The sequence below is a fragment of the Streptomyces sparsogenes subsp. cuspidosporus genome, from assembly GCF_039532705.1.
GTDB lineage: Bacteria > Actinomycetota > Actinomycetes > Streptomycetales > Streptomycetaceae > Streptomyces > Streptomyces sparsogenes.
Map to the genome: position 1 here is coordinate 64,185 of NZ_BAAASD010000004.1, position 23,034 is coordinate 87,218.

Sequence of the window (23,034 nt, forward strand, 5' to 3'; positions counted from 1 at the left end):
GGGGAGCCTGTCCGGCCGGTGGCCTTGGAACCGGTGGCTGGACACGGCTCCCTTCTGCGTTGCGTGCGGCGGGTGCTGTGTCAGCGGTCTGCGGCGAACTCCTGCAGGCGGGCGACCAGTTGGCTGTCGGGCCGGGCGACGATGACGGAGGAGCCCGGTGTGCGCGCGGCGAGCCGGTCGACTTCGCTTTCCAGCCGGTCGGTGGGGGCGATCACGCGGGAGCCGTTGGTGCGCACGTACCGGGCGAAGACCAGGAACGCGGCGTCCGGCGGGGCGGTGTCGGCCATAGAGTGGGTGAGCTGGTGGAACCAGTGCCACGCCCGCCGTGATTCGCCCACGGCCGGGTGGTGCAGGTGCAGGCAGTAGGCGGCGGCGCGGCTGCCCGCGCCGGCGGCGAGCTGCCACCAGAACTGCGTGGACTCCGGGTGCCCGGTCAGATACAGCAGGCAGGCGAAGACCAGGGCGCCGTCGACGTGCATCTCTTCCTCGGTCAGTGGCCTGCGGTCCGGCCCTTTGGCGATCTTGTCAACGTGTTCGGCGGCGTCGGGCTCGTTCAGTACCCACCGGCACACGACGCCCAGGCGCTGCCCGGTCTGCGCCGCGCGGGGCATCTCGACGGTGGGGGTGCGTCGGGAGGCGTCCGCGGCAAGACGGCGCAGCGCGGCGGCGACGTCGAAGCGCCGCGGAGTGGAGAGGGGGATCTGGGCGTCGGCGAGCAGGGTGTCGATGGTGGCTGTCATGTTCCTTCTCCCTTCTTCTTCGGCTTCTTGCGGTCGTCGGGCAGGCCCAGCTTGATCCGCAGGCGCTCCTTGCCGCGCCGCAGGTGGTGGCCGACGGTGCACTCGTCGATGCCCACGAACCAGGCGACCTTGGCGGTGGGGTAGCCCAGCAGGTAGCGCAGCACGATCACTTCGAACTGGCGGTTCGGCAGCTCCGCGATGGCCTCGTACAGGCCGCTGGTGGACTCCATCTTCTGCAGCTTGTCCCGGGTGGCGGCCAGAGCCTGGGTGATGGGGCCGTTGATGACGAACGCCGGCGCCCGCCCCTCCAGCTCCAGGCGATCGTGCACGGCCCGCCGCACGATCGCCCACGCGCCCTGTTCGAGGTTGCCCGCGCTCAGCAGTTCCATCCAGCCAGCGTGAATCTCCAGGAACACCTCGTGTATGACCTCTTCGGCGGCCGGGGACGCCGACGCGGGCATGGCCGCCCTGCTCGACGGCTTTGACCGGCACTGCCGCGCGGTCACCTCCGACATGCCCATGCTGCTCACCCTGGCCCGGCTCACCCGGACCGAACCCGCCCTGCCCGGGGTCTGGTTGGAGGTGCACGCCGACTCCGAGCCTGTCTTCGCCGCGGAGATCGCGCGCCGCGCCGGACAGTCCCCCGAGGCGCCTTCCGTCCATGTGCAGGCGGCCCTGGTCGCTGCCGCGCTGCGAGTGGCCGTGGAGCGGTACGCCTTCCGCACCACTTCGGAGACCCACGACGGGGCCGAGCTGATCGACGAGGTGCGCGCGGCGCTGCGAACCGTTGATCAGCGGCTGGCCGAGTAACTCCCGCGCGGTGTGCGAGCGACTTGTCGTCCGCTCGCTCCCCCCGTCCAGGCATCCGAAAAGCCGGCTGCGTCCTGTGGGCCAGTTCCGCATCGGCCGGTGATGAGGCTCGTCAAGGGGCGAAGCCTCATCACCGGCCCGGCTCATTGCCCCGTGAGCCCGGCTGTTTCGCCCCGGTGACCCGCCACCAGAGCGCGGGTCGCCGTCGTCGCGCGGGCGGCGATCTCCTCCACGGCCTGCTCCGACGTGCCGAACTCCCCGTCGATCAGCCGTGCCGCATACCCGCGCATGAGCGAGCAGATCGCGTCCAGCAGGGCGTGGGCGGACTCCGCGTCGGGAGCCAGCTCCAGCGCGGACGGCAGCAGCAGGTCCGCCAGCGCGCGGTTGCCCTCACGCAGCTCGGGGTTGGCCTCCAGCAGGGAGGGAGCGGTCAGCAGTTCGTACCCGCCACGGAGGTCGGCGGCGACGCGGACGTAAGCGGCCACGACCGCGGCCAGCCGCTCCGTCGGCGTCGTCGCGGCGCCGAGCACCTCCAGGAAGAGCTCCTTCATCCTGTTCAGGACGTCGAGGGAGGCGGCGACCAGCAGAGCGTCCCGGTCGGCGAAGTGGCGGTAGGGGGCTCCCGGGCTGACACCGGTGCGGCGCGCGGCCTCGATGACGGAGAAGCGGCGCACCCCCACCTCGTCGACGATCTCCAGGGTGGCGCGGACCAGTGCGGTGGCGAGGTCGCCGTGGTGATAGCTCTCGCGCCCGCGCCCCCGCTCCGTCCTTGCCATTCCCGCAGTTTACCGAGGCAGGCCGGGAACGGCGGGGCACACCGCCGAAGAACTGGAACGCGTCCACATGGGCCAGGGTCCACGCGTGCTGGTCCATGTGCGTCACGGGACGTACGAACATGTGCCGCGAACAGGGCAGCACCATCACGAACGCCCAGATCCGGTGTCGTTTGCCGGTGTATGGGTTGACCCACTGTCCCAGGAAGCCGTAGTCGATCTGGGCCTCCGAGCCAGGCTCGATGTCGTCGCGTAGCACCGTCACCCTCGACCGGGCCGCCTCGTCGGGGAGGTTCTCGTGCACCCACCGCCGCAGCGACGTGAGCGATGCCTTCAGTTTCTGTTCATCCCGCAGCCGTTGGTGGATCGTGGTGACCGTGGTGGTCCCCAGCAGCTGCTTGATGTAGTCGCGATGCTGCTCGATCTCGGGCCAGGTCAGCTGGTTCAGTCGTCGACTGACCAGGTCCGGGAACCAGCTCTTGATCAGCTTGGCCCAGTCTGTCTCGCTCATGGGCGGCCCGCCTGGCGTCATCCCGGCCGCCTCTGCCGGCGCCAGGTACTTCCTGATCGTTTTGCGGTCCACCCCCAGCGAAGTGGCCACCTGGCTCTTCGAGCGGCCCGCGTACCAGTGGACGTAGATCTCGACGATGTCGACCACGGTGAATGTTCTCCTTGCCATCCGGTGCGTCCGTCGACCTCTCGGCTCGCAGGTCGAGGGACGCCTGCGGCTCCGAGGTGGTCAGGACCCTCAACCCGGCACCGGCATGCCCATGGGAAACCAGACCGATTCGCAGGGAATGGCTAATCAGCTCTCAAACAACCCGAAACAGGGAAATGTACGCGAGTTCGAGCAGAGTCGACCGCACCGGCCACGGTCACCGTCCCCATGGGGACTCGTGACCGCGGGGGTGGGGAATTACGCCGACACGGAAGTGAGGTTCGTGGGGAATTACGTGGTCGCTGACATAGAGACGCCCACTTCCGGTCAGAGGCTGTTCCCCCTTCGACAGATGGATGCGGGTAAGAATCCGGTCAGGCTGTGGCGGATCCATCCCGTTGTGTCCCCATACAGGATCTCTGTGTGGTCCGTCAGGCAGCCGACCCAGATGCCGGTCACCCCATCAGGCAGCTCTGGTGCACGGGCAGGAATGGCAGCATGGCGGGTGAGGCGGTGCCAGGCCGATGACCGGGTCCAGGTCAGCCAGAAGAAGACCTCACGTCGAGTTCGGTGCGGGTGCGCTCGTCGCAATTTGGCCGCCAAGTCGGGGTACAGCGAGAATTCAGCCTCCAGGAGATCGACTAGTTCCGTGCCTGCATCTACCATTCGTGATCCCGGCTGCGGCGGGAGCCGTTCGCGCCAGGTCATAGTCTTGGCGAGCCTGATCATTTCGTCGACAACCTCACGTGCCCGTTCGAGAATCTCAGATGCAGGCAGTCGGTCACCGAAGAGGGTCCGCATGCGCTCGGCTTCTTGGTGTATGTCGTCATCCCGCCGCGACTCCAGTCGAGCGACGAAGGCGGGGTTGAACGACCAGTGCACCAGTCCCAGGCGTGACGCGTCAGGTTTGGCAGCAGGAACGGGTTTCTTGCCTGCCTGGGCCTGTTGTTTTTTCTGCCGCCTGGCCTCCTTCTTCCTTTCGTCCTCTCCATCGAACGCAGGCATATCGTCGTATCCGAAGAGCACACTGACGCAGATGGAGCCCGCTCCACCTCTGATCGGCTCGGCGAAGGCGGTCCTGGCTCCGGCCCGTGCGAGTGCTCCGTACGGGCAGTCAGGGCTATGCCAAGGGCTGGAGGGGCAGGCGCTCTCTACCCAGGCATGCGATACGCCACGCCGTTCCAGCTCTGCCAGAGCAGGGCCGACTTGCTCGAGGAATTCCCCGGACTCCCGGCCCGCCTTCTTGCTGCGGGGTGCGTTGGCTCTTGCAGTGCTGTCGACCATGAGGTGCCAGCGGGCACGCAGTGCCGGAGCCGGATGAGGTGTGAGGTAAGGATTCCAGCTCCGCTCATTTCGCTCAGCGGCTCTGCTGGTCGCTCGCGTGATCTCCAGAGCACCGCTCTCCCCCTGGTGAAAGTCGTAGCGGCCGTTGGAAGGAGCGCTTGTGTCGTGGTAGTCGCCGCATTCGGGACATCTGTCGTACGGCTCAAGCCTCCGGCCGGTCACGTACTGCACGATGCGCGCGGCATCGAGTTCGCTCTCGCTGCTGTTGGACGGCACTACGGCTTCCCGGATGAGCTGGGGGATTCCCACGGCAGAGCAGGCTGTCCGGGGAGCCGGGACAGTGTCAGCGCGAGGTCATCACGGCGGAACTCGATGCCGGCTGCCAGCAGGGTGCGGACGTGTCGGTCCAGTAGGTTGAGGAGGTCGCCCGGCAGGCCGACGGCGACCGGAATCTGCCAGGCATCTTCGAGGAGGGAATCGAGTTCGTGCTCCTCTACGCGCAGGTGCACATGAATCGACCAGGTGGCAACGGATCTCATCGGCCCGCGCACAGAGCGGTCATGCTTGCCCAGGATCCGGTTCCCGGCGAGCTGAAGCGCACGCAGCACGGCCATCTCCGAGATGGCCGCGATCACCTCGGCACGGCCCTGCTGCTCCACTTGTCCCCAGCCCCCCTCCGTTCCTGGCACCCAACCACAATAATGTGGCGCTATGGCCTAATCACCCTGTTTTTAGTTTAGGATCTTCAGCGCATTCCCTGCCGCCCCGGCCGTCTGGTGCCCCTGTCTGCTGGGACCGACGTGAGGGGGCGGGTCTGCGGCCAGCGGCACCCCTTGCAACGCGCCCGCCGCGACGCGTGGGAGAGCGAACTCGTCAACCCGCGGCCACCGTGGTCCGCTACCACGGCGACCCCGCCAGCGACGACCCGCTGTACCTACGCGAGACCGACCAGATCTCCCGGCCCTGGCGCGAGTACGAGGACGACCGGCGGCCCCGACAGCGCGCGCTTCCGCGCCACCGCTCGACACCGCTACGACTAGCAGGATCTCGGCGCGGCCAACGTGTTGCACCTGCTCGACGCCGAGGGCACCACCCTGGCCCGCGCCGAGTACGACGGCCCCACATGGATGCCCGACAACCCGGACGCCGAGCCGCAGCTGGTGACCCGCCGGCCACTCGCTGACCCTGGCGAGGCCGAAACGCTGGAGCGGCTGCCGTTGCCGCACGATCCGGTGTGGTTGTTCCTCGACCCTGGGTTCAAACAGGGCCGTATGTCGACTGTCAGCCGGTGGGTGCCCCTGACCCGCCATTGTCAGAACCTGCAGGCCAGCCCGTGCTGATGTGGCGCACGGGGCGCCAAGCTATCGCCTTCGCTCGCTGCCGCTCGCTCGATTGGTATGTATTGGGGGCCGACGGGGAGCGCCGTCGTGGTTGCTCCTGGTCGTGGTTGCTGTGGGCCGCCCGGCCACGGCCACCATCGTGGCGCGCCTTCCACGGCCGCTGTAGATCGGTGCCAGCTGGAGTTTGTTCGACGTCAAAAACCACCGATTCCTAAGCAAGATCAGGAAGTGGCGGCGTGCGACTGCTCCGCGAGCTCATCACTACGGCCATCAAGGACGTCTAGGAAGAAGCGTTCTCCGAGCTGCGACCATGATCAGGTTCCGGCGCCCTCCCCTAACGCCGCCACAGTAGGCGTTCTCACCCCATCTACTGCAGTCTCACCCAACCTGAAGGCTCGCAGGTCAAACGGCCGTGCAGGGTCCAGAATCCGTCGCAACCCCACCTGCGAGAACGGCATGCAGTTCACCGCAAGAACGGCGAGACCTCACAGTTGATGATGGCCCACTTTTTGTCGGCCCGTCCCGCGATCCGGTGCGCCTCGTCCATGACCGCCAGGTCGAACGGCGGCACGGTGTACTTCGTGTTCTGGGTTTCCTCGATCTTGTTCAGGGAGTCGTAGGTGCAGATCACCGTCAGTGCCGGGATCTGGTCCGTCCCCTCCCCCACCACCGACATCAGGGCGCCCAGCGCGTGCGGGTTAGTGGTCGACATGACGCGGGCGGCGACCAGGGCGTCCCGGCCGCTTGTGTCCAGAGAGGAGACGATCACCATGTGCTCGCTGTGGCCGTCACGGCGCCATGCCAGCGCGGTCTGGGCCGCCAGGTCGAGGGTGGGCACCACGAACAGCACCAGCTGCGCGCCGAGTGTGTCCGCCACCCGGATCGACACCAGCGTTTTGCCGGTGCCCGTCGCTGACACGTACAGGCCCCGTGTGCCTGGTGGGCGAAGGTGTCGTGCCAGCCGCTCGACGGCCTGCGCCTGGTCGGAGAAGAGCCGCGCCTTCTCTGAACGGCCGGACCGCGGCAGTTCGACGACAGACATACTGAGGACCTCACAAGACAGGACCGTGAGAGTCAGCAGGGCGGACTGGCTGTGTGGCGACCACAAGCCCAACCATCGGCGGCGGGTCCTCGGAGAGTTCGCGGACGGGATCGCCACGGACGGCACGGTCGTGGAGAAGGGCTTCCTGGGCTCGGTGAAGGTGCTCGGGGAAGGCGTAGATACCCGGGAATGTGACTCTGTCTACTGGGCTGACGTGCGAGGTTCCATGCCCGACCTCGTCCAGGCCGTGGGCCGCGCGCTGCGGATGCAGCCGGGCGAGGGCAAGGTCGCCTCGCTCGTGGTGCCGGTCCTGCTCGGGCCCGGCGAGACGGCGGACAACATGCTCACGTCCCGGGCCTTCGGCGGGCTGGCGAAGCTGCTGGAAGCGCTCAGGGCGCACGACGCCCGGGTGGTGGAGCAGTTGGCGCAGCAGCAGGCCCCCAGCGTCCAGAAGGCCGCGCAGGGCCAGGAGAGCCGAGGCGAGGGGAACGGGTCCAGCGGGCCATCGTCCCCGGCCCGGAAGCTGCTGAAGTTCAGCACACCGCGCGACCCTGCGCAGCTGGCCGCGTTCATCAACCTGCGAGTCCTCAACCCCGAGCACGAGCACTGGCGGCGCGGCATCGAGGCCTCCGTCATCTACGCCCGCGAGCACGACGACCTGAAGGTCCCGTTCACGTACCGCGTCCCCGGCCGTGACGACCAGGAGGCGGAAGCCGAGGGGTGGCCGGCCGCGCTCGCCGCGTTCCCCCTCGGGCAGTGGATCGCCGACGCCAGGCGGTTCTACGCCCGCGGCAACATGGACGAGGACCGCATCGAGCAGCTGGAGAAGCTGGGCATGGTGTGGTCGCACTTCGACGTCGCGTGGGAAGAAGGTCTCGCGGCCGCGCGCGGGTGGGCGGCCGAGGCGGGCCACCTCCTGGCCCCGCTGGACGCCACCTTCCAGGGCTACCGGGTGGGCATCTGGCTGAAGAACGCGCGGGCCGCCGCCCGCAAGGCGGCCGAGATCGAGCAGCGGCGTGCCCAGGGGCTGCCGGTTCAGTCGTCGGCCGGGGTGCTGTCGGACGAGCGGCGCGAGCAGCTGGAGGACATCGACCCGTCCTGGTGCCCGAGCTGGCCGGTGCAGTGGCAGCGCTGCTTCCACCTCGTCCGGCTCCACCTGGAGGCCGGCCACCCGCTGCCGACCGAGCCCGGCGACGTCGTGCACCAGGGCGAGGATCTCGGACGGTGGGTGCGGGCGCAGCGGCTCGGCTGGGACAACCTCACCACCGTCCAGAAGTGGATGTGCGAGCACGTCCTCGGGATCGAGCCCGCAACCGAGGACGAGAAGCCACGGCCGCGCCGTACGCAGGCCGACAAGTGGGCACTGAACTACGAGGCCGCCCGGCAGTTCTACGAGCGCGAGGGGCACCTGCGGGTGCCGAGGAAGCACATCGAACGGATCGTCGTCGGCGAGGACCAGGAGCAGCGCGAGCTCCGGCTCGGGGCGTGGATCGGGAACCAGCGCAGCAGGGCCGCGACGCTGTCCCCGGAACGGGTGGAGCAGCTGTCCGCGATCGGGATGCGGTGGTCGTGATGGGCGTCGTCGTCACTGCGGCCGTCGTCGCGCTCGCGGCGGGCTATCTGCTCGGGCGGCTGCGTCCGTGGCGGCGCCTGGGCGACTGGGCGGCCGATCAGGTCCGCTTCACTGGGGCGTGGGTGCGGGGCGGCGCCGGGCGGCAGGCCGTCGTCGTCCTGGCCCACGCCGTCACCGCGCCGCGCACCAGCTGGCGTGTGATGCGCGCCCCGGCCACCGAGGCGCGGGGGCTGGCGCCCGTACGCGATCCGGACTGGGTCGCCAACCGCTCCAGGCGAGAGCACGAGTAGACGGAAGGTTGCCGACTCCCTTACCGGCATTCGACCCGCGAGAGGACCTTCGACAGGAGAGGCCCGGACCACGCGTCCGGGCCTTCGTCGTGCCCCGGAACCTTCCCTCCCGGCCGCTGCTGTCCGGGTCCCGGCTTCCAGCCCTACGGGGTGAAAGAGCCGTGCCCGGCAGGACGAGACGCAAGCACCCGAGCCCTGCCACTGTCCCGCCCGCAATGTCGAACTCACGCCGAACGCAGTACCGATGACCAGCCGCCAGACACCCGAGGCAACACCCGCGCCGATCGCCGCTACGCTGAACACGCCACCCTGGGCCAGGGCCGAGACCCCACAGGGACGCTCTCACGCAGAGAGCCGCAGCAGGCCCGCCGACCGCGAGGCGCACACCCCCGCGGACGACACCACGCAGGTGTCCGCCGTTTCTGCTCCTCCGCCTTCTAGGAGAATCCCGATGGCTCGGGACCAGCACTCCCCCACGTCCACACACCCTGATCCACCCAGCACGCCCGAACCCGCCCCCGCCGGGAAGCTGGCGCTCTTGTCACAGCGCACAGCTCTGATCCTCTTCATAGCCGTCGTCAGCGGCATCGGCGTCGGCGTGCTGACCTTCTTCGCCGAAAAGTCCTACCCCAAGGCCGTCCTCGCCGGTGTCATCGCGGCCGGGGGCTGCACGGTAGGACTGCACAACCTGATCGACTGATCTGCGGGGTCGGGCAGGACCCTCCTGCCCGACCCCGCAGCACAGACGTCAGGCGGCGCTGAACTCGTGGGCAGGGCCGCCGCGCCACTCCACCCACTGCGGGTCGTCCAGGATGGCCTCGGGCTCCGCGACGCCAGCACCCTCAAGGAACACGACCAAGTCGTGGTCGCGCGGCGGAAGGGGCGGCAGCACACGGTCACTCGAAGGTGTAGACGGCGTCGGGCAACGCCGAGGACGCAGCAGGTAACACCACCAGTGGCTGGCGGAATCAAGTACGAGAGCAGCTGCGTACGACTCGGGCTGGTGACCCCGCCGCGGCCAAGCGGCAGGTCACCAGCCCGTTCTGTGTGAGTCGCGCGCCAATCGCGACCCTGTGCGTTCCCCAGATTGAAGCGCCAACAGCAATGCGGGGGCTGCGTAGCAGGATTAACGGAAATCCGTTACTTGCGCAGTGCCTCCACTGTGGACGCGATCCCCGTGAATGGCAGCCATTCCAAGCGGGACGACTGATGAGCCAACCCGAAACGCGATCACATCGCCGCAGGTAGACGGCTCCACAGGGGATAGCGATCCTATCCCTAGACGGCGGATGAGCCAACTACTAGGCCATTAGCGGAGATGTGCCCGGTTCTGGGACCGTTGGTGCTGGCGGTCCCCACGTCAACTACAACGGACTGTACGCCAGCGGCCCGTGACTGCAAGGACCTCCCGGATCCCCCGATCGCATCCGGGGCGGCACCGCCAAGCCGTCCCGCGGTCTCTCGGATTCGAAGACGCCAACAGCTGGGGCGGCGGTGCGTTCACGGCCGCCGCCCCTCACACACATGCATGGGGGTTGTTATGACCTTGCACAAGACTGTCCAAGACGGCGACTCGAACGGCAGCGCGTCGGCGTTCGGCATGCCGCAGGCGCTGGTGATCCTGGGCTTCCTCTCCGCCGCCGTCGTTCTGCGGCTCGTCACCGCGATCACAGTCCGGGACATCGTGGTACTTCTGTCCGTCGCCGGCGGCACGAGCGTGGCCGTCCTGCTTGCCGCTGGTTTCAACAGCCGCCGCAGGGGTCACAGCCTGCTGCGACGTCTAATCAGCGCCGCCCTCACGTCCGGTTCAGGCAACTGAGGGGCGCGCCATGGGACGTCCGGAGAAGCCCGTCGACCACACTGTGCCTGCCCTGGGCGCGCTCGCTGAGCACCTGCGCGCGATGCGTCGAGATGCGTGCCTGACGTACCGGCAGCTGGCGGAGCGCACCCACTACTCCTCCGCGCAGCTCAAGCGCGCCGCCAGTGGTGTGTCACTGCCTTCCTACAAGCTCGTGCTCTCGTACGCGAGGGGTTGCAACAACTACTTGGAGCGGGCAGGGACAGCACAATGGCGGGCGCACATGCAGGCAACGAACCTGTACGAGGAGGCGCGCGAAGCTGTCCACAGGAATCGCATTGAGGCTCGGGCTTCAACCGTCCGGCCCAAGCCCGAGTATGTGCGGGACATCGCCGACCTCAGCGGTGCGCTGCGCGACGCCTGGGCTCGTGCGGGCCGTCTCCCGTCGCGGAAGATGGAAGCCCGCTCTGGTGGCCAGCTCCCCCACAGCACGGCCCACGCCATCTGCAAGGGGCGCTCCGTCCCCCGCGACTTCCGGCAGTTCGCGACCTTCCTCCACGCCTGCGACATCAGCGGCACCGCGCTCGGACCTTGGTTCCGTGCCTGGTTCAAGATCTGCGGCAGGCCGAGTGAGAAGGCCGTCGCCGCCGCCCTGCAATTCCTCTGGCAGACCGATGAGCGGCGGATTTTCCTCGACCTCTACGCCGAGGGGGCCGAAACTCCCGAGCAGTCGCGTGAGGAGCTAGGCCTCGTGGCCGAGATCATCCAGCAGCTCAGCGATTACGAGGCCACTGCAGGCGCCCCATCCGTACGGTCCGACAAGCGAGTCGACACTGCCACGCTCCACCTTTCTACGGGCGCTGGAAAGACGATGTCTCTCCTTGCGCTTCTGGATGGCGCAGCGCGCGGCTCGCTGCCAGGGCTTGAACCGCCTCGGAAACCCCTCGACCGAGCCGCAACGCGCAGGGTGACCCACGACTATGGGGAGCACAGCAGGCGCAGGATCGTCGTGGACAGGACCCTCGTGGGGTAAGGAAAGGGGGCGGCGCAACGAGCGCCGCCCCCAGAAGGTGCTGGCTCGCGCGGTGGACTCCACCCCCCGGAACGCACCGGTAGCGGCCCACCACACCGCCGGTGCGCGTCCACCGGGCGAGTCGGTCGGCGGACCGACCCTGTCAGCCCAGCGCCGCCACCCCGTGCAGGCCGGGCCTGGCATGCACACCTCCACCTCCGAGCAGCACGGCCAACCGGCTCGGAGGAGAGCGCGACACCGGTGTCGGCCTCGTCCTGCGTTCAGCCGGATGCCGAGCAGCAGGCCGTCCAGCGGGCTGCCGACCAGTTCGGCGTAGCGCGGGCCGGGCTCGTTGTGGTCGGCGCCATGGACCCGGCGGCGTAGCAGCTGCTCGTAATGACGGTCCATCCGTTCAGCCTGGCAGCCGCCACTGACAGCCCAGGTCACGCGAGGCTGCCGAGGCCGACGGATGGGCGGCCTAGCGATCTTCGACGATGAAGCACGCTCGCTGGTAAAGCTCGTCGAACGTGATGATTTCGACGTCCTGGATCGATGTCCGGTACAGCTCGAAAGAGTTGATCTTCTCCGGGTTGACGGCGCCGTTGTGAGTGAACTCGCGCAGACTGCCGATCACCACGACCTGACGGGGCCGAGTAGTGGACATTTCGACACCGGTCGGGGTGCCGTCGTCGTCGTAGATGCGGGTGAGGAACTCGCGGGAGATGAGCTGTTGGGCCTTGCTGGCGGTCTTCTGCACCTGCGCCACGCCGCCGCCCAGTTCTTTTGAGGCCTGGTAGACGCCAGCGCGGTACGGGGTCTTGGCGAGCAGCTCCGTGTCGTGGGTCTTGATTTCACAGAAGAGCATGCTGCTGATCAGGCCCTTGGAACGCATGATGGCGTCGATGCGTTTCCCGGCTCCGCCGAAGATGTTCGCACCGGTGGTGATGCGTTCCAGCTTGCCGTCGTCGATGGATTCGCAGGCGATGAGGTTGAGTCCGTAGCCGAAGATCCACTGGTTCGCCTCGAAGAAGGCCTGCCAGACCGCTTCAGCCCCGCGCGTTGTTGCCCGGCTCTCCTCCTGCTGGAAGTAGTCCGGATCGGTCAGCAGCCGCTCGAACCTCTGGAGCTGCTCTCTGCGGTTGCTGATCAGGCGGATGTCCTCTTCGGTGAGCCCACCGCCGATCGCGGTCCTGACCGCACTGAGAACCATCGTCCGGTCCTGGCCGGTCAGCAGGTGGGTCAGTTGGCCCTCGTCCCTGGCCACGAGCTGGAGGGAGTCACCTGGCGTGCTGAGCCCCGCGCATCCCTGGAGGAAGTTGATGACCTTCCAGAAGTTCTCGTGGACATCCCCGGTATCGACGAGCGCCTTGACAGCCCGGGTGGCCCCGGTATCGGGCACCGAATGCGTGGCGGAAACCTCCCCTGCCTTCCTCTTGTCCTTCTTCCACAGCTTGATCCTCGGCGTGAAGGTGTCACCCTTCTTGATGATGGTGACATTGCACAGGGTGGCCACCCGAGGGCGGTCGTCGAGGACGAAGTCGGTGATCATCCGGCGTGCGCGGGTGTCGTAGAGGTAGTGGAACCCGCTGCTGTCCTGCGAGGCACGGATTTCCAGATCGGCGAAGTCCCTGCGGGTGACGTCGAACTCGGTAGTGGAGAAGGGGAGGCGGAGACCGCGAACGATGGAGGTAGCGGGGGCCGCAGCCTCGGTCCGCCAGTCCGGGGAGATGTTGGGCAGCGGCCGGGTATCGCCTTCGACCACGAGGTTCTGGACGTCGGTGCGTCCGAGCTGGCTGAGGAGGGGCTCCAATATCCGCCAGATCACCTCCTTCATCTGCGGGGTGCAGGTGGGCTGGAGTTCGCGCTCCACGGTCAGGACCGCCTCGTAGGTGTCCGCTGTCCAACCGTCACCAGGCATGGGGTGGAAGAAGCCGCCGTCGCGGCGCAGGGTCAGGACAGCCGTGCGCAACAGGTCACATGCGGTCTCCTCACCGGCACAGTCGAGGAGGCTGTAAGTCTGCCCGAGGACCAGATCGAGCTTGCTCGTGTCGTCGTCATTCAGCGGCAGCGGAACCAGCGGTCCCGTGAGCGGAAGCCGGACCGGCGTGTAGACAGGGCGGCCCGAGAGGAACTCGTATGGACGCAGACCCCACCCGTCCGGTGCCAGCAGCCGGTTCAGCTCCTCAACCTGCTTCGTCGCCTCCTCGACACCAGCCGCGACCTCGGGATGGACGGTTCGCGCCAGGAAGGCGAGCAGCACCTCGTCCGGTCCGTCGGAGAGCCCCAACCGGGGGTCCTCGAAGATCCAGTCGTCGGGCAGGTCGTAGTTGTTAATCCGGTGCTGCTGGATGTCAGCGCGGACAGTCGGGAGCCGGCTGTTATCGGCCGTAGGTTGGTCCAGGTCGTAGAGGTCCTCCAGGAACGTGACCTCGTCCAGTTTCCCCCACCAGGGGCTCGATATTTCGCGCAGGTAGTTGAAGATGTCGTGCCGCGTCACCGATGTGATCGATGGCTGCGGGTGTGCCGGGGCAGGGTCGCTGGACGTCATGTGTCTCAGGATGGAGGGCAGGGCGGCCGGGTACCGGCAGATCGAGATTTTTTCCTCCCAGACGAGATGTCAGGCAGATTGCCGTAGCGGGACCGCCGACACGAGGCGCCACGGGCTACCGAAGCCCTGGGAGTAGCCGCCACGGCCGGGCAGGACGTCCTGCCCGGCCGTGGTCTCCGTCCGGATGTCAGCCGCGGAAGCGGGAGAGCCAGGTGCCGCCGGCCTTCTGCTCGGGCACGGCCCGGTCGTGCTCCTGGCGCTCGGGCCCGGCCTGCGCGGCTTGCCGTTCGGCGGTGATAGCGCGCTGCTTGCAGCCGTCGCACAAGTGCGGGTGGGTCTCCCGTGGGGCGCCCCACCCGGCGGGCTCGATGGCCTTCCACCGTGCGTCGGTGAACCGGGTGCCGCAGCCGGCGCACACCGGACGGCGGGCCTCTCGCTCGGCCTTGTGCTGTGCGGCGATGCGGCGCAGTTCCTCCTGGTGCTGCCGTTGGCGGGCGGCGTACTCGGCCTGTTTGCGGGCGTCGTGGGCTTCGCGGCGCGGGTTGCCGATCGCCTCGAGGAGGGTCTGGTTCTGTGGCCGGCCGAAGCGCCGGAAGATCGCCCCGGCCGGGCCGTGCACCTGGAGGTGCTTCATGCTGGTGACCACGATGGGCAGCTTGCCGTCGTACATGTGGAAGCCTCCCTCGTACCAGGTGCCCTTCCAGTGCCGCTCGGTGAGCTCGGCCAGCTGCGTGATGACGGTGTTGGGGTTGCGTGGGCCGATCCCGTTGAAGACGAGCAGCAGCGGTGGGTGCGGCTGGTCGCGGTGGCGGCGGTCGGGCACCCACCAGCGGGTGCGCCACATCGGCCGCTCCTTGCCGTCGACGTCCTTCACTTTCCGCTGGCAGAACCGCATGTACTTGTCGATCTTCGCGGCGAGGACCTGAGCGGACTCGAAGCAGTTGTCGATCTCTACGAACAGCAGCGGCACCCCGTCCTGGGGCGCGGTGATGACGATGTCCGCCTGGGCGCCGCCCTTGCCGGGGTTGGATCAGGTGCCGGTCGCGGGCAGTGCCACCTCGGTCGCGTAGGAGGCGATGGTGCCCAGCCCGGCGGGCGCGTCGACGGCGGCCTGCGCGGCGGCGAGGACGTCGGCCGGCTCGCTGGCGAGCTGGGACAGGTTCGGCTTCGGGCGCAGCAGGGCGAGCACGGCTTCGTTGACCGTCATCGGGTGGGAGGCGCCCGTGCGGCCGGCGCCGCGGGCCGGGTCGCCCGTCTCCCCCACCGGCCGCCCCAGCTCGCGAGCCGCGGCCTTCAAGCCCATGGGCGTCAGGTTGCGCAGCCTGTCCCCGCCCGGGAGCTGTCCGCCGTTCTCCGCCAGGCCGTGCTTGCGCAGATCGGACAGCGCCCCGGTGTGGGAGGCGGTGCGGGCCTGCTTCCGCTTCGACGGGGTCGGCTTGCCGGTGTGCCGGTAACTCAGGTGCGGGGCTGAGATCTGCTGGATCTGTTCGACCGTCGCGACCTTCAGCACCCCCGAGCACGCGCAGCACGTCACCGCGCAGGTTGTTCGACGACCCCGCCGGGTTCTCCTCACGCTTCCCCGCTATCAGCTGCGCTCCCTCCCCGTCGTCTGTCGCGCGCGGCCACCTGCCGAGCGGGCCGGACCAGCACCGATCTAACGGGCCTGCGCTGGACCCTGTACGGCACGCTCTGGCCATCTTCAATCGACGTCGAGCGGCTGCTTGCCCGGTCCCACGAAATCGTCCCCGGCTCCGGCATCTACATCGTGATGCCCGGACCAACCACCATCCGAGAGACCACCTGGGTCTGATCCCTCTCAGCCCAGGGGCAGTCTCTCGGCGCAGATGCGGGACGCGCACCTCGGCCGACAGCCCGATGTCCGCGGCGCTGGCGGTGGCGCGTTCGAACGCTCCAGACGCCGCACGGCAGGACGTGAGGGGGCAGGACTGCCGAGGAGCTCGGCTTAGCGCTCCTTGTGGCTGCTGTCCGGGCTCCGACTCCAAGGAGTGGTGCCTGCCCATGCTCCGCCCACTGCATGCGTCGGGCCGTCCGCGCGTGCTCGACGTTGAAGGACCCAACCACCGTGACCACTGACCCGACCCCCCGCCACGACGACGAGCATCAGGAGCTGCGCCAGTACGTGCGGCTACTCGCCCTGGGGATGGTCCTGCTTATCGTTGTGGCCACGGTCTACCTCACCTACCAGCACCCCGCGCTCGGCGCTCCCTTCAGCTCCGGCAGCACCATCGCGGCCGCGCTGGTGGGACTGGCCGGCCTCACCAGGGGGCAGCGGTGACCTGCTCCCGCGAGCTCAGAACGGGGCGCCCGGCCGGGACCGGGTGTAGGGCCTCAGATTGCCGAGCGCAGCGGCGCCCCAGCCCGGTGCGACCAGAGCCTCGGTCGGGAATCCGACCAGCGGCGGGCCTCGGCTGGTTCCGGTCAGCTGGCGACGGTGTAGGTCAGTGGGACGTTGGGGCAGCTGCTGGCGAGCTTGGTGAGCTTGCGCTTTTTTGCGGGGTCGGCGCTCATGTCGTAGCTCTTCTTGGCCCTGACCCAGTACTCGGTGTAGTCGCAGCCCACTCGCGGATCGGGCATCCGTTCCGCCGGGTCCTGGTCGCTCTTCTGTCTGTTCGAGCGCTTGGTGACCGCCATCAGATGGCGCGGGTCGGAGAGGTCGTTCGTGTAGGTGACACGGCGCTCCTGCGGCCAGGTCTAAGCGCCCGAGTCCCACGCTTCGGCGAGCGGTACGACGTAGTCGACGTCGAGGTCACGGGGGCTGGTGACGTACTGATCGTTGTACCAGGAGTACCAGCGGCCCGTACCGGGGGTCAGTCGGCACCGGCCCGTCACCTCCAACGCCTCCTCCAGCAGCCCCTCTGCCCTCGTATCGCAGCCATCACGATCTGCGTCGATCCAGGTGCCGAAAGACCGTTCGCGGTTGTAGCCGGTGCGGTCCTCGTCTGCGACGGGCAGGCTCGCCACGGCATCGCGCAGCGGCATCGTCACCGCCGCGCGTCCCGCCGGTTCCGCCACGCTGGTGCCGGCGATGGGCAGGACGCCGACTGTGGCCGTGGCGGCAAGCGCGATCAGGGCGCGGCGGGTTCACATGGAAGGCCTCCTGCGGCAAGTACGGGCGCTTGGGGCGTTTGACTCTGCACGTCCCAGCTCTGCTCGAATCGCGGTCGACCACGGTTGGATCCCGGCCAGGGCGTCAGCTGCGGCTGATCCAGCACCGGCCCAGCGAGGTGGCTTGAAGGCAACCGTCGCGCGAGGTGGGCGCCGGTCCTTGTCGGTGGGCGTCGCTACGGTCCTCGCGAGTGTCCATCGCCAAAGGGGAGGGCCCAGTGGACAAGAAGCCACGCCGCTACTACAGCAACGCCACGATCGCCGCGCTCATGACTTTGGCCCGCGGCGGTTGTTATTGGCCCGACTGCAACGTCCCCACCATTCGCATGATCAACGGCGCGCCCAAGCTCAACGTCGAGATCGCTCACATCCGGGCCTTCGAAGAGGGCGGCAAGCGGTTCGATCCGAGCTGGTCGGTGAAGGAGCGCAACGGCTTCGACAACCTGATCCTGTTATGCAATCCCCACCATGAGGAAGTCGACGGCCCCGACAGCGAGAGGTACCCGGTGAAGGTGTTGCTGGGCTGGAAGGATGCCCGCGAGGCCGACGGTCTGGACGCGCTGGTGGGGCTGGGCGATCTCACCAAATCCGAGCTCGGCGAGATGATCTCCACTGCCCAAAGCGAGGTTGTCGACCGCCTCGGGCCTGCGCTGGACGAGTTTGCCAAGATTGCTCCGGAGCTCGCCGCTCTGCTCAAGGTCGTCGTCAAGGAGCTGGCGGACCCGAGGGTTCACGGTTTCGGGATCTCCGAGGACGGCATCACCATGCTGCACAAGTCAGCGCGCACCTTCGCCAACCTGGAAGACAGTGCCAACGTACTGGCCAACGCCGCCGACACCCTCAAAAACCTGGAGGACAGCGCCAACATCCTGGCCAGCGCCGCCCACTCTCTCAGGAACCTGCCAGACAGCGCTGACGTCCTCGCCGACGCTGCCGACTCTCTCGTGAATCTCCCGGATAATGCCCGGGCTCTTTGGCGGGCTGCGGACAAGACCATGAAGGCTGTCGACTCCCTTGAGAGCCTCCCGGACAACGCGAAGCTCCTTTCCGGAGCTGCGGACAGAGCCCTCAGGGCTGCCGACGCGCTGAATCACACGCGGTACTGAGGCTGCAAGAGGGGAATGCGGCGCTCAAGCGCCTACCGACGCGCCTGGCCGATCGACCGGGCGCCGTCGTCCCGGCCAGGCACGGCCGGGACGACGAGCGCAGCGGTACCCCCTTCCCGAGCAAGCCGCCCCGCTCCCCCATCTATTCCTCAGCAGGCGGCATAGGAGGGGATCCGGGCGTTCACCACGGGCCTGACCTGCTCGAACAGAGCCATTCTCGGGCCGGGGTGTCTCCGGTTGTGCAAGGGATCTCGCGGTCGTGAGCACTCCTGCTGCCCGGCCGTCGACGGTGACCGTGGTGACCAGCATTCCCGCCGTGGTCAGCGCGGCCGTTGGCGGCTGCGGGGTTTGCAAGCTGAGGACGGGATGATGAGCGCCATGACCGAGACAGGCACCATCACCGTCACCGCCCGCGTGGCGTTCGGCACGAAGGACACTCTCAAGGGCTTCAAGCCGCTGTTCAAAACAGAGCGGGAGCGGGCGAAGAAACTCGGGCGTGAGCCGGAGTGGAGTACCGACGGGCTCTCCGGCCGGGAAGCCGCGGCGAAGCGGGCGCAGTGGGCGATGTTCAAGGAGCACTTGCGGGAGACCGGGTGAGCTGGTGGACACGCTGGATGTTCTGGCCGTGCTCGCTGGCGTCGAAGTCGCAGTTAGGGCGGGCGAATCTGCCGCGTGAGCCGGGTGGTCCGGTGCGCGGCTGGGTGGCCGGCCGGGACTTCCGCGGCCGCGAGATGGACGTCGAGCTGTACGCGGTGGCCGAGTCGGTGCCGACGAAGGCGACGGCTGGGCTGGCGGCAGCCGACCGGCGCCGGACCGCAACGGTGCGGGTGTGCACCGACCGCGGCGCCAACTGCCAGCAGCCGCTCGCCGAACGGCGCGGCCGGTACCTGTGTGCGATGTGCGCGAAGCTGGCGCGCGTTATGGACTTCCAGATCGAGCTGCGCCGGCGCGCCGAACTGGCCGAGTGGCTGACGGCGGGGTGGCCGCGCCGTACGCGCCGAGCTCCCGCCGGGCCGCGGCCCGGCTGTATTCCCCCGGACGCCCGGATGCAGCTTCGCCCAAGCGCGCTCCTGCCGCGCCAAGCAGCAACGGTCGCCGTCTCGGCGGCGGCCCGGCCGGAGGCCAGGATCAGAGATAGCCTGCCGGGGCGCCCCGCCCAGCAACGCCCCTCACAGAAACATCCGGCTCCGGTAAAGTGAGCAAACATGGCCCGCCGATCTTCGAACCCTCAGGTCACTAACTGATCGTTTCAGAATGAGTTGAGCTGCGGGTGTTGCGCTTGGCGATCTTGGTCGACAGGCTGTCCGGGGTGCGTGCTGATCTTGTTCCTGACGACCTGTGGGAGCGGGTAGCTCCGCTGCTGCCGCCCGCTCCCGAGCGGCGGCACCGCTATCCGGGGCGGTTGCGTGTTCCGGACCGAACGGCGCTCGCCGGCGTCCTGTACGTGCTGCGGACCGGTGTCGCCTGGCGTGATGTCCCCGCGGAGACGGTGGGCTGCTCCGGCGTGACGGCCTGGCGCCGGCTTCGGGACTGGACCGAGGCCGGCGTCTGGCCCCGCTTGCACGCCGCCCTGCTCGGCGAGTTGCGCCGCGCCGACCTGTTGGACCTGGACGACAGCGCCGTGGACGGCTCGCACATCCGGGCCCTCAAAGGGGGGATCACGTCGGCCCCTCGCCCGTCGACCGGGCCCGCCCCGGCTCCAAACACCACCTGATCGTCGACCGTCACGGGATCCCGCTCGCCGTCACGCTCACCGGCGGCAACCGACACGACATCACCCAGCTGATACCCCTGCTGGACGCGGTTCCGCCGGTCCGGGGCCTGCGGGGCCGCCCCCGCCGCAAACCCCGGCGGCTGTACGCCGACCGGGGCTACGACTTCGACAAGTACCGCCGCCTGCTGTGGAAACGCGGCATCAAGCCCATGATCGCCCGACGCGGCATCGCCCACGGCTCCGGACTGGGCAAGGTCCGCTGGGTGGTCGAGCGCGCCTTCGCCTGGCTGCACCAGTTCAAGCGACTCCGCATCCGCTACGAGCGGCGTGCCGATCTCCATCAGGGCCTGCTCGAACTGGCCTGCAGCCTCATATGCCTCCGCCGCCTGCGAACCTCATTCTGAAACGATCAGTAAGGGCCTTCCCCACACGCCTGGGGGTCGCCCCTCCATGGACAACGAGCAGGTGTACGGCAAGAAGCCTTCCCCACACGCCTGGGGGTCGTCCCAGGGGCGTGGCGGTGACGTCGATGCCGGCGTAGCCTTCCCCACCTGCTGGGGGTCGCCCCATGATGTGCGTGTATTTTCTTCCCCGAATTGCTTTCGCCTTCCCCGGAGGCGTGGGGGTCAGCCGCGGCCGATGCACTCGATGATCGGGCTCAGGCATGGCTCGCCACAAATCAGTGGGAGTCGCTGTCCGCGCGGTTGTGGGGAGCAGCGCCCGCTGAGCACTTGATCACCGTCTGCTGATTCCAACTCCTGCCGGATGAAAGGCACAGGAGTCGTCTGTGTCTGAGGCGCCGTCCGTCTCACAGCTCGTCATCGGGTGGGAGGTGGAGGTCGGACGGGTCGAATGTGGTCAGGGCTTCGCGTGCGATGGTGCGGGTGAAGGCGTCGAGGGGTTGGCCCTGCTCGGTGAGGAGTTCTTGGATGGCGCTGGTGAGTTTGGCCCAGTCGCGGAAGTTGCCGCGGCAGGCTGCGTCGTCGAGCCACAGCAGGTCTTCGTCGTTGGTCTTGCTCCACACCGGGTGGTAGTGGGGCATGTGCTCGACGACTTCGGCGGGGTGCAGGGGCTTGAAGCGTGGCCATTGGGTTACGCGTGAGGCGAGAGCGGGTCGGCGTCGGAGGTGTCGGCGGGTGTCTTCGGCGCCGACAAAGACGACGGTCGGGCGATTACGGACGGTGTCCCACAAAGTGCGCACCCATTCGAGTGCGTCGGTGGTGAGTCCTTGCGTTTCATCGAAGACGAGGACGTAGGGCCGTTCGGCGAGAGCTTCGCTGATGCGTGTGTTCAGGCCGCGGGTGCTGTCCGGGATGTCGAGAGCGGCGGCGACGGCTTTCTTGATGTCTGTGAGCGGGCAGTGGCGGTGGAACTGGAAGAACAGGGTGGTGTCGGGGGCTAGATCGCGTAGGCAGGTGCGGACGGTGAGGGTTTTGCCCAGTCCGACGCCGCCGTGGATGCAGAGCATGGCCTGGAGCTTGATGGCGGACTGGAGTTGTTTTTGCGTGCGCAGCACGGTGCGGGTGGGCACGAGGCGGGCGTTGGGCAGGTCGAGGTAGTGGCCGTCACTGCTGGCGTTCACGAGTGACCGTCCTGTTCTGGTGCATCGGGGCTGGGGATGGTGGGCGGGTGGGTGAGCCAGGAGGTGGTGGGGGCGGGCAGGTTGTCGTCGGTGTCCGGTGGGGGTCGTCGGCGGCCGGTGTCGGTCCAGGAGCCGGTGGGTTCGGGGAGGTTTTCGTCGGTTGTGGCTTGGGGGTCGGGCAGGTCGGTGTCGTGGGTGTGCCGCAGGTGCTCGCGCGCTTGTTCGGTGGTGAGGGTGGTGAGGGGTTGGGGCGGGGCCGGTGTGGTGGTGGCGGCGTAGCGGTCGGCGACGATGCGGGGGCGTTTCTCCAGGGCTTTTTTCAGGCGGGCGGCGTCGGCTGCGTTGGCCTGTTTGACGCGCTTGATCAGGTGGGGGCTGGCGGCGTTGGTCCAGCGGGCGGTGCCGTAGTACTGGTCGGTGTCGGCGTTGTAGACCTCGACGGTGTTGTAGTGGCCGGGCAGGTGTCGAAGGCGGACGCGGGTGCCGATGTGGTCGCGCATCCAGGGTTCGAGGTAGTCGCGGCTGTTCCACTCGATGCCGGTGTCGGTGATGGTGAAGGTGCGGCTGACCAGAGGAAGGGAGCGGTTGAGGGCGCCGGGTGGCAGGTCGTGGATGACAGTGCGGTCGGCTTTCCATGCCTGCAGGGGGGTGCGGTTGCCGAGGCTGCGGATGCGGTGCTCGTGATTCCAGCGGTGGACGAAGTCGCGGATGTGGGCGGTGAACTCCTCGAAGGTCAGGAGGTTTTTGAGGGGCGGCGGTTTGGGTTTGGCTGCGGGCTCGGGGTTGGGGCAGTGGGTGTAGCCGGGCATGCCGCGGAAGAGCATGTCCTTGAAGGCCGCATTGAGGGCTTCGACGTAGGGCTTGAGGTCGGGGCGGCGGGGCGGTAGTTCCACGCGGCGTACGGCGAGGGCTCCCATGGTCTGGGCGACGGCTTTGCTGAGGAAGTCGGCTCCGCGGTCGACGCGGACGAGTTTGGGGATGCCGCCGAAGGGCCCGTGGTGGCCGCCGCGCTGCATAGCGTGGTGGATGGCGACGATGATGGCTTGGCTGCTGGGGGTGTGGGGGGTGACGGCCCAGCCGCAGATGCCGGAGTTGGAGCAGTTGACGAGGAGAGTCAGCCAGGGTTTCCGGGCGGTGCCGTCGACGTTGACCCAGACGTCGGCTTCTTTGTGGTCGGCTTCCCAGGCGTCGTTGCGGCGGCCGCGGTCGCGGTGGGAGCCGTGCAGGTCGTAGCGTCGGCGGGCCTTTTCGCCGTCGCGCAGGCCGGCGAGGAAGCTGGGCGGGTAGGTGCGGGTGACGGCGCGGTGGAAGGCGGAGTAGCTCAGCGGCATGGCGCCATCGTCTTGCAGGGTGCGATGGGCGGCGGCGATGTTGCCGCACCAGCGGATCAGTTCCTCCTCCATGCGCGGCGTCACTTCGGTGGCGTCACGCTGTTTGCGCTGGTAGTGGCCGTCGTTTTCTCGTGCGCGCTGCATCCAGCGTTTCACGCTCTTGGTGGTGCGGCCGTGGGCGTCGGCGACTGTGTGCAGGTCTTCGGGGGTGAGGGTGCCGGCGGCTTCGAGGGCGAGGAGGTGGGTGATGGAGGCGGCGCGTTCGGTGTCGTCGCGGTGTGGTGCGGGCACGGCTGACTCCGTGGGG

Annotated in this window: 26 protein-coding genes; 12 read left to right on the forward strand and 14 right to left on the reverse strand. The window is 68.3% G+C overall.

What is annotated here, in order from left to right:
• Positions 1-80: 80 nt before the first annotated feature.
• Both ABFY07_RS06425 and ABFY07_RS06430 read right to left on the reverse strand, forming a co-directional pair.
• The gene (locus ABFY07_RS06425; protein WP_346173489.1) at positions 81-740 is read right to left on the reverse strand and encodes a hypothetical protein; all 660 of its coding nucleotides are present in this window, start codon (positions 738-740) and stop codon (positions 81-83) included.
• Positions 737-1,129 carry an RNA polymerase sigma factor gene (locus ABFY07_RS06430; RefSeq protein WP_346173490.1) on the reverse strand — a complete coding sequence of 131 codons (393 nt, stop codon included), beginning with the start codon at positions 1,127-1,129 and terminating at the stop codon, positions 737-739. The genes ABFY07_RS06425 and ABFY07_RS06430 overlap by 4 nt, the downstream gene beginning before the upstream one ends.
• Positions 1,130-1,163: 34 nt before the next feature.
• On the opposite strand from ABFY07_RS06430, the gene ABFY07_RS06435 reads away from it, so the two are divergent.
• Positions 1,164-1,550, forward strand: a complete 387-nt coding sequence (locus ABFY07_RS06435) for an acyl-CoA-like ligand-binding transcription factor (RefSeq protein ID WP_346173491.1) — start codon at positions 1,164-1,166, stop codon at positions 1,548-1,550.
• Positions 1,551-1,693: 143 nt separating this feature from the next.
• On the opposite strand, the gene ABFY07_RS06440 is transcribed toward ABFY07_RS06435, so the two are convergent.
• The 3 genes from ABFY07_RS06440 to ABFY07_RS06450 form a co-directional block, all read right to left on the reverse strand.
• Positions 1,694-2,326: a TetR/AcrR family transcriptional regulator gene (locus ABFY07_RS06440; RefSeq protein ID WP_346173492.1), complete on the reverse strand. Its 633-nt coding sequence runs from the start codon at positions 2,324-2,326 to the stop codon at positions 1,694-1,696.
• Positions 2,327-3,308: 982 nt separating this feature from the next.
• On the reverse strand, positions 3,309-4,574 hold the full coding sequence (locus ABFY07_RS06445; protein WP_346173493.1) for a hypothetical protein: 1,266 nt from the start codon (positions 4,572-4,574) through the stop codon (positions 3,309-3,311).
• Positions 4,541-4,924: a hypothetical protein gene (locus ABFY07_RS06450; protein ID WP_346173494.1), complete on the reverse strand. Its 384-nt coding sequence runs from the start codon at positions 4,922-4,924 to the stop codon at positions 4,541-4,543. The genes ABFY07_RS06445 and ABFY07_RS06450 overlap by 34 nt, the downstream gene beginning before the upstream one ends.
• A gap of 402 nt (positions 4,925-5,326) precedes the next feature.
• Between ABFY07_RS06450 and ABFY07_RS06455 the strand changes: the two genes are divergently transcribed.
• The gene (locus ABFY07_RS06455) at positions 5,327-5,605 is read left to right on the forward strand and encodes a hypothetical protein (RefSeq protein WP_346173495.1); all 279 of its coding nucleotides are present in this window, start codon (positions 5,327-5,329) and stop codon (positions 5,603-5,605) included.
• Between the two features lie 463 nt (positions 5,606-6,068).
• On the opposite strand, the gene ABFY07_RS06460 is transcribed toward ABFY07_RS06455, so the two are convergent.
• A complete protein-coding gene (locus tag ABFY07_RS06460) occupies positions 6,069-6,647 on the reverse strand; it encodes a DEAD/DEAH box helicase family protein (protein ID WP_346173496.1) in 579 nt (192 codons plus the stop codon).
• A gap of 25 nt (positions 6,648-6,672) precedes the next feature.
• On the opposite strand from ABFY07_RS06460, the gene ABFY07_RS06465 reads away from it, so the two are divergent.
• From ABFY07_RS06465 to ABFY07_RS06475, 3 genes are all read left to right on the forward strand, one after another.
• Positions 6,673-8,220 (forward strand): helicase associated domain-containing protein, encoded by a 1,548-nt coding sequence (locus ABFY07_RS06465; protein ID WP_428836864.1) that lies wholly within the window; start codon positions 6,673-6,675, stop codon positions 8,218-8,220.
• Entirely contained in the window at positions 8,220-8,510 is a 291-nt protein-coding gene (locus ABFY07_RS06470; RefSeq protein ID WP_346173497.1) for a hypothetical protein, read from the forward strand. The genes ABFY07_RS06465 and ABFY07_RS06470 overlap by 1 nt, the downstream gene beginning before the upstream one ends.
• Before the next feature lie 538 nt (positions 8,511-9,048).
• The gene (locus tag ABFY07_RS06475; protein ID WP_346173498.1) at positions 9,049-9,210 is read left to right on the forward strand and encodes a hypothetical protein; all 162 of its coding nucleotides are present in this window, start codon (positions 9,049-9,051) and stop codon (positions 9,208-9,210) included.
• Between the two features lie 48 nt (positions 9,211-9,258).
• Here the strand turns inward: ABFY07_RS06475 and ABFY07_RS06480 are convergent, their stop codons facing one another.
• On the reverse strand, positions 9,259-9,402 hold the full coding sequence (locus ABFY07_RS06480) for a hypothetical protein (RefSeq protein WP_346173499.1): 144 nt from the start codon (positions 9,400-9,402) through the stop codon (positions 9,259-9,261).
• Between the two features lie 648 nt (positions 9,403-10,050).
• Here ABFY07_RS06480 and ABFY07_RS06485 point away from each other — a divergent pair.
• Together ABFY07_RS06485 and ABFY07_RS06490 are read left to right on the forward strand one after the other, a co-directional pair.
• Positions 10,051-10,329: a hypothetical protein gene (locus ABFY07_RS06485; RefSeq protein ID WP_346173500.1), complete on the forward strand. Its 279-nt coding sequence runs from the start codon at positions 10,051-10,053 to the stop codon at positions 10,327-10,329.
• Positions 10,330-10,339: 10 nt separating this feature from the next.
• A complete protein-coding gene (locus tag ABFY07_RS06490) occupies positions 10,340-11,341 on the forward strand; it encodes a helix-turn-helix domain-containing protein (protein WP_346173501.1) in 1,002 nt (333 codons plus the stop codon).
• 457 nt (positions 11,342-11,798) lie between these two features.
• Here ABFY07_RS06490 and ABFY07_RS06495 read toward each other — a convergent pair whose 3' ends face one another.
• The 3 genes from ABFY07_RS06495 to ABFY07_RS06505 all read right to left on the reverse strand — a co-directional run bounded on the left by ABFY07_RS06495 (position 11,799) and on the right by ABFY07_RS06505 (position 15,402).
• Positions 11,799-13,868 carry a Shedu anti-phage system protein SduA domain-containing protein gene (locus tag ABFY07_RS06495; protein ID WP_346173502.1) on the reverse strand — a complete coding sequence of 690 codons (2,070 nt, stop codon included), beginning with the start codon at positions 13,866-13,868 and terminating at the stop codon, positions 11,799-11,801.
• Positions 13,869-14,055: 187 nt separating this feature from the next.
• Positions 14,056-14,838 (reverse strand): hypothetical protein, encoded by a 783-nt coding sequence (locus tag ABFY07_RS06500; RefSeq protein WP_346173503.1) that lies wholly within the window; start codon positions 14,836-14,838, stop codon positions 14,056-14,058.
• Positions 14,839-14,898: 60 nt separating this feature from the next.
• Complete coding sequence (locus tag ABFY07_RS06505; protein WP_346173504.1) at positions 14,899-15,402, reverse strand: hypothetical protein; 504 nt, start codon at positions 15,400-15,402, stop codon at positions 14,899-14,901.
• A 549-nt stretch (positions 15,403-15,951) separates the two neighbouring features.
• Between ABFY07_RS06505 and ABFY07_RS06510 the strand changes: the two genes are divergently transcribed.
• On the forward strand, positions 15,952-16,164 hold the full coding sequence (locus ABFY07_RS06510; RefSeq protein ID WP_346173505.1) for a hypothetical protein: 213 nt from the start codon (positions 15,952-15,954) through the stop codon (positions 16,162-16,164).
• A 143-nt stretch (positions 16,165-16,307) separates the two neighbouring features.
• Here the strand turns inward: ABFY07_RS06510 and ABFY07_RS06515 are convergent, their stop codons facing one another.
• Together ABFY07_RS06515 and ABFY07_RS06520 are read right to left on the reverse strand one after the other, a co-directional pair.
• The gene (locus tag ABFY07_RS06515; protein WP_346173506.1) at positions 16,308-16,463 is read right to left on the reverse strand and encodes a hypothetical protein; all 156 of its coding nucleotides are present in this window, start codon (positions 16,461-16,463) and stop codon (positions 16,308-16,310) included.
• A gap of 117 nt (positions 16,464-16,580) precedes the next feature.
• Positions 16,581-16,868, reverse strand: coding sequence for a hypothetical protein (locus tag ABFY07_RS06520; protein ID WP_346173507.1), 288 nt, complete (start codon positions 16,866-16,868; stop codon positions 16,581-16,583).
• A gap of 344 nt (positions 16,869-17,212) precedes the next feature.
• Between ABFY07_RS06520 and ABFY07_RS06525 the strand changes: the two genes are divergently transcribed.
• The 4 genes from ABFY07_RS06525 to ABFY07_RS06540 all read left to right on the forward strand — a co-directional run bounded on the left by ABFY07_RS06525 (position 17,213) and on the right by ABFY07_RS06540 (position 20,218).
• A complete protein-coding gene (locus tag ABFY07_RS06525; protein WP_346173508.1) occupies positions 17,213-18,100 on the forward strand; it encodes a hypothetical protein in 888 nt (295 codons plus the stop codon).
• Positions 18,101-18,478: 378 nt separating this feature from the next.
• Positions 18,479-18,697, forward strand: a complete 219-nt coding sequence (locus ABFY07_RS06530) for a hypothetical protein (RefSeq protein WP_346173509.1) — start codon at positions 18,479-18,481, stop codon at positions 18,695-18,697.
• Entirely contained in the window at positions 18,694-19,299 is a 606-nt protein-coding gene (locus ABFY07_RS06535; protein WP_346173510.1) for a hypothetical protein, read from the forward strand. Before ABFY07_RS06530 ends, ABFY07_RS06535 begins: the two co-directional genes overlap by 4 nt.
• A gap of 110 nt (positions 19,300-19,409) precedes the next feature.
• Positions 19,410-20,218 (forward strand): IS5 family transposase gene (locus ABFY07_RS06540; RefSeq protein ID WP_346173511.1). Its coding sequence is split into 2 segments (ribosomal slippage): positions 19,410-19,749 and positions 19,749-20,218, totalling 810 coding nucleotides; the frame shifts between segments, so codons are not numbered across the junction.
• Between the two features lie 404 nt (positions 20,219-20,622).
• Here the strand turns inward: ABFY07_RS06540 and ABFY07_RS06545 are convergent.
• Positions 20,623-21,396 carry an AAA family ATPase gene (locus ABFY07_RS06545; RefSeq protein WP_346173512.1) on the reverse strand — a complete coding sequence of 258 codons (774 nt, stop codon included), beginning with the start codon at positions 21,394-21,396 and terminating at the stop codon, positions 20,623-20,625.
• Complete coding sequence (locus tag ABFY07_RS06550) at positions 21,393-23,018, reverse strand: Mu transposase C-terminal domain-containing protein (protein WP_346173513.1); 1,626 nt, start codon at positions 23,016-23,018, stop codon at positions 21,393-21,395. Before ABFY07_RS06550 ends, ABFY07_RS06545 begins: the two co-directional genes overlap by 4 nt.
• Positions 23,019-23,034: the final 16 nt, after the last annotated feature.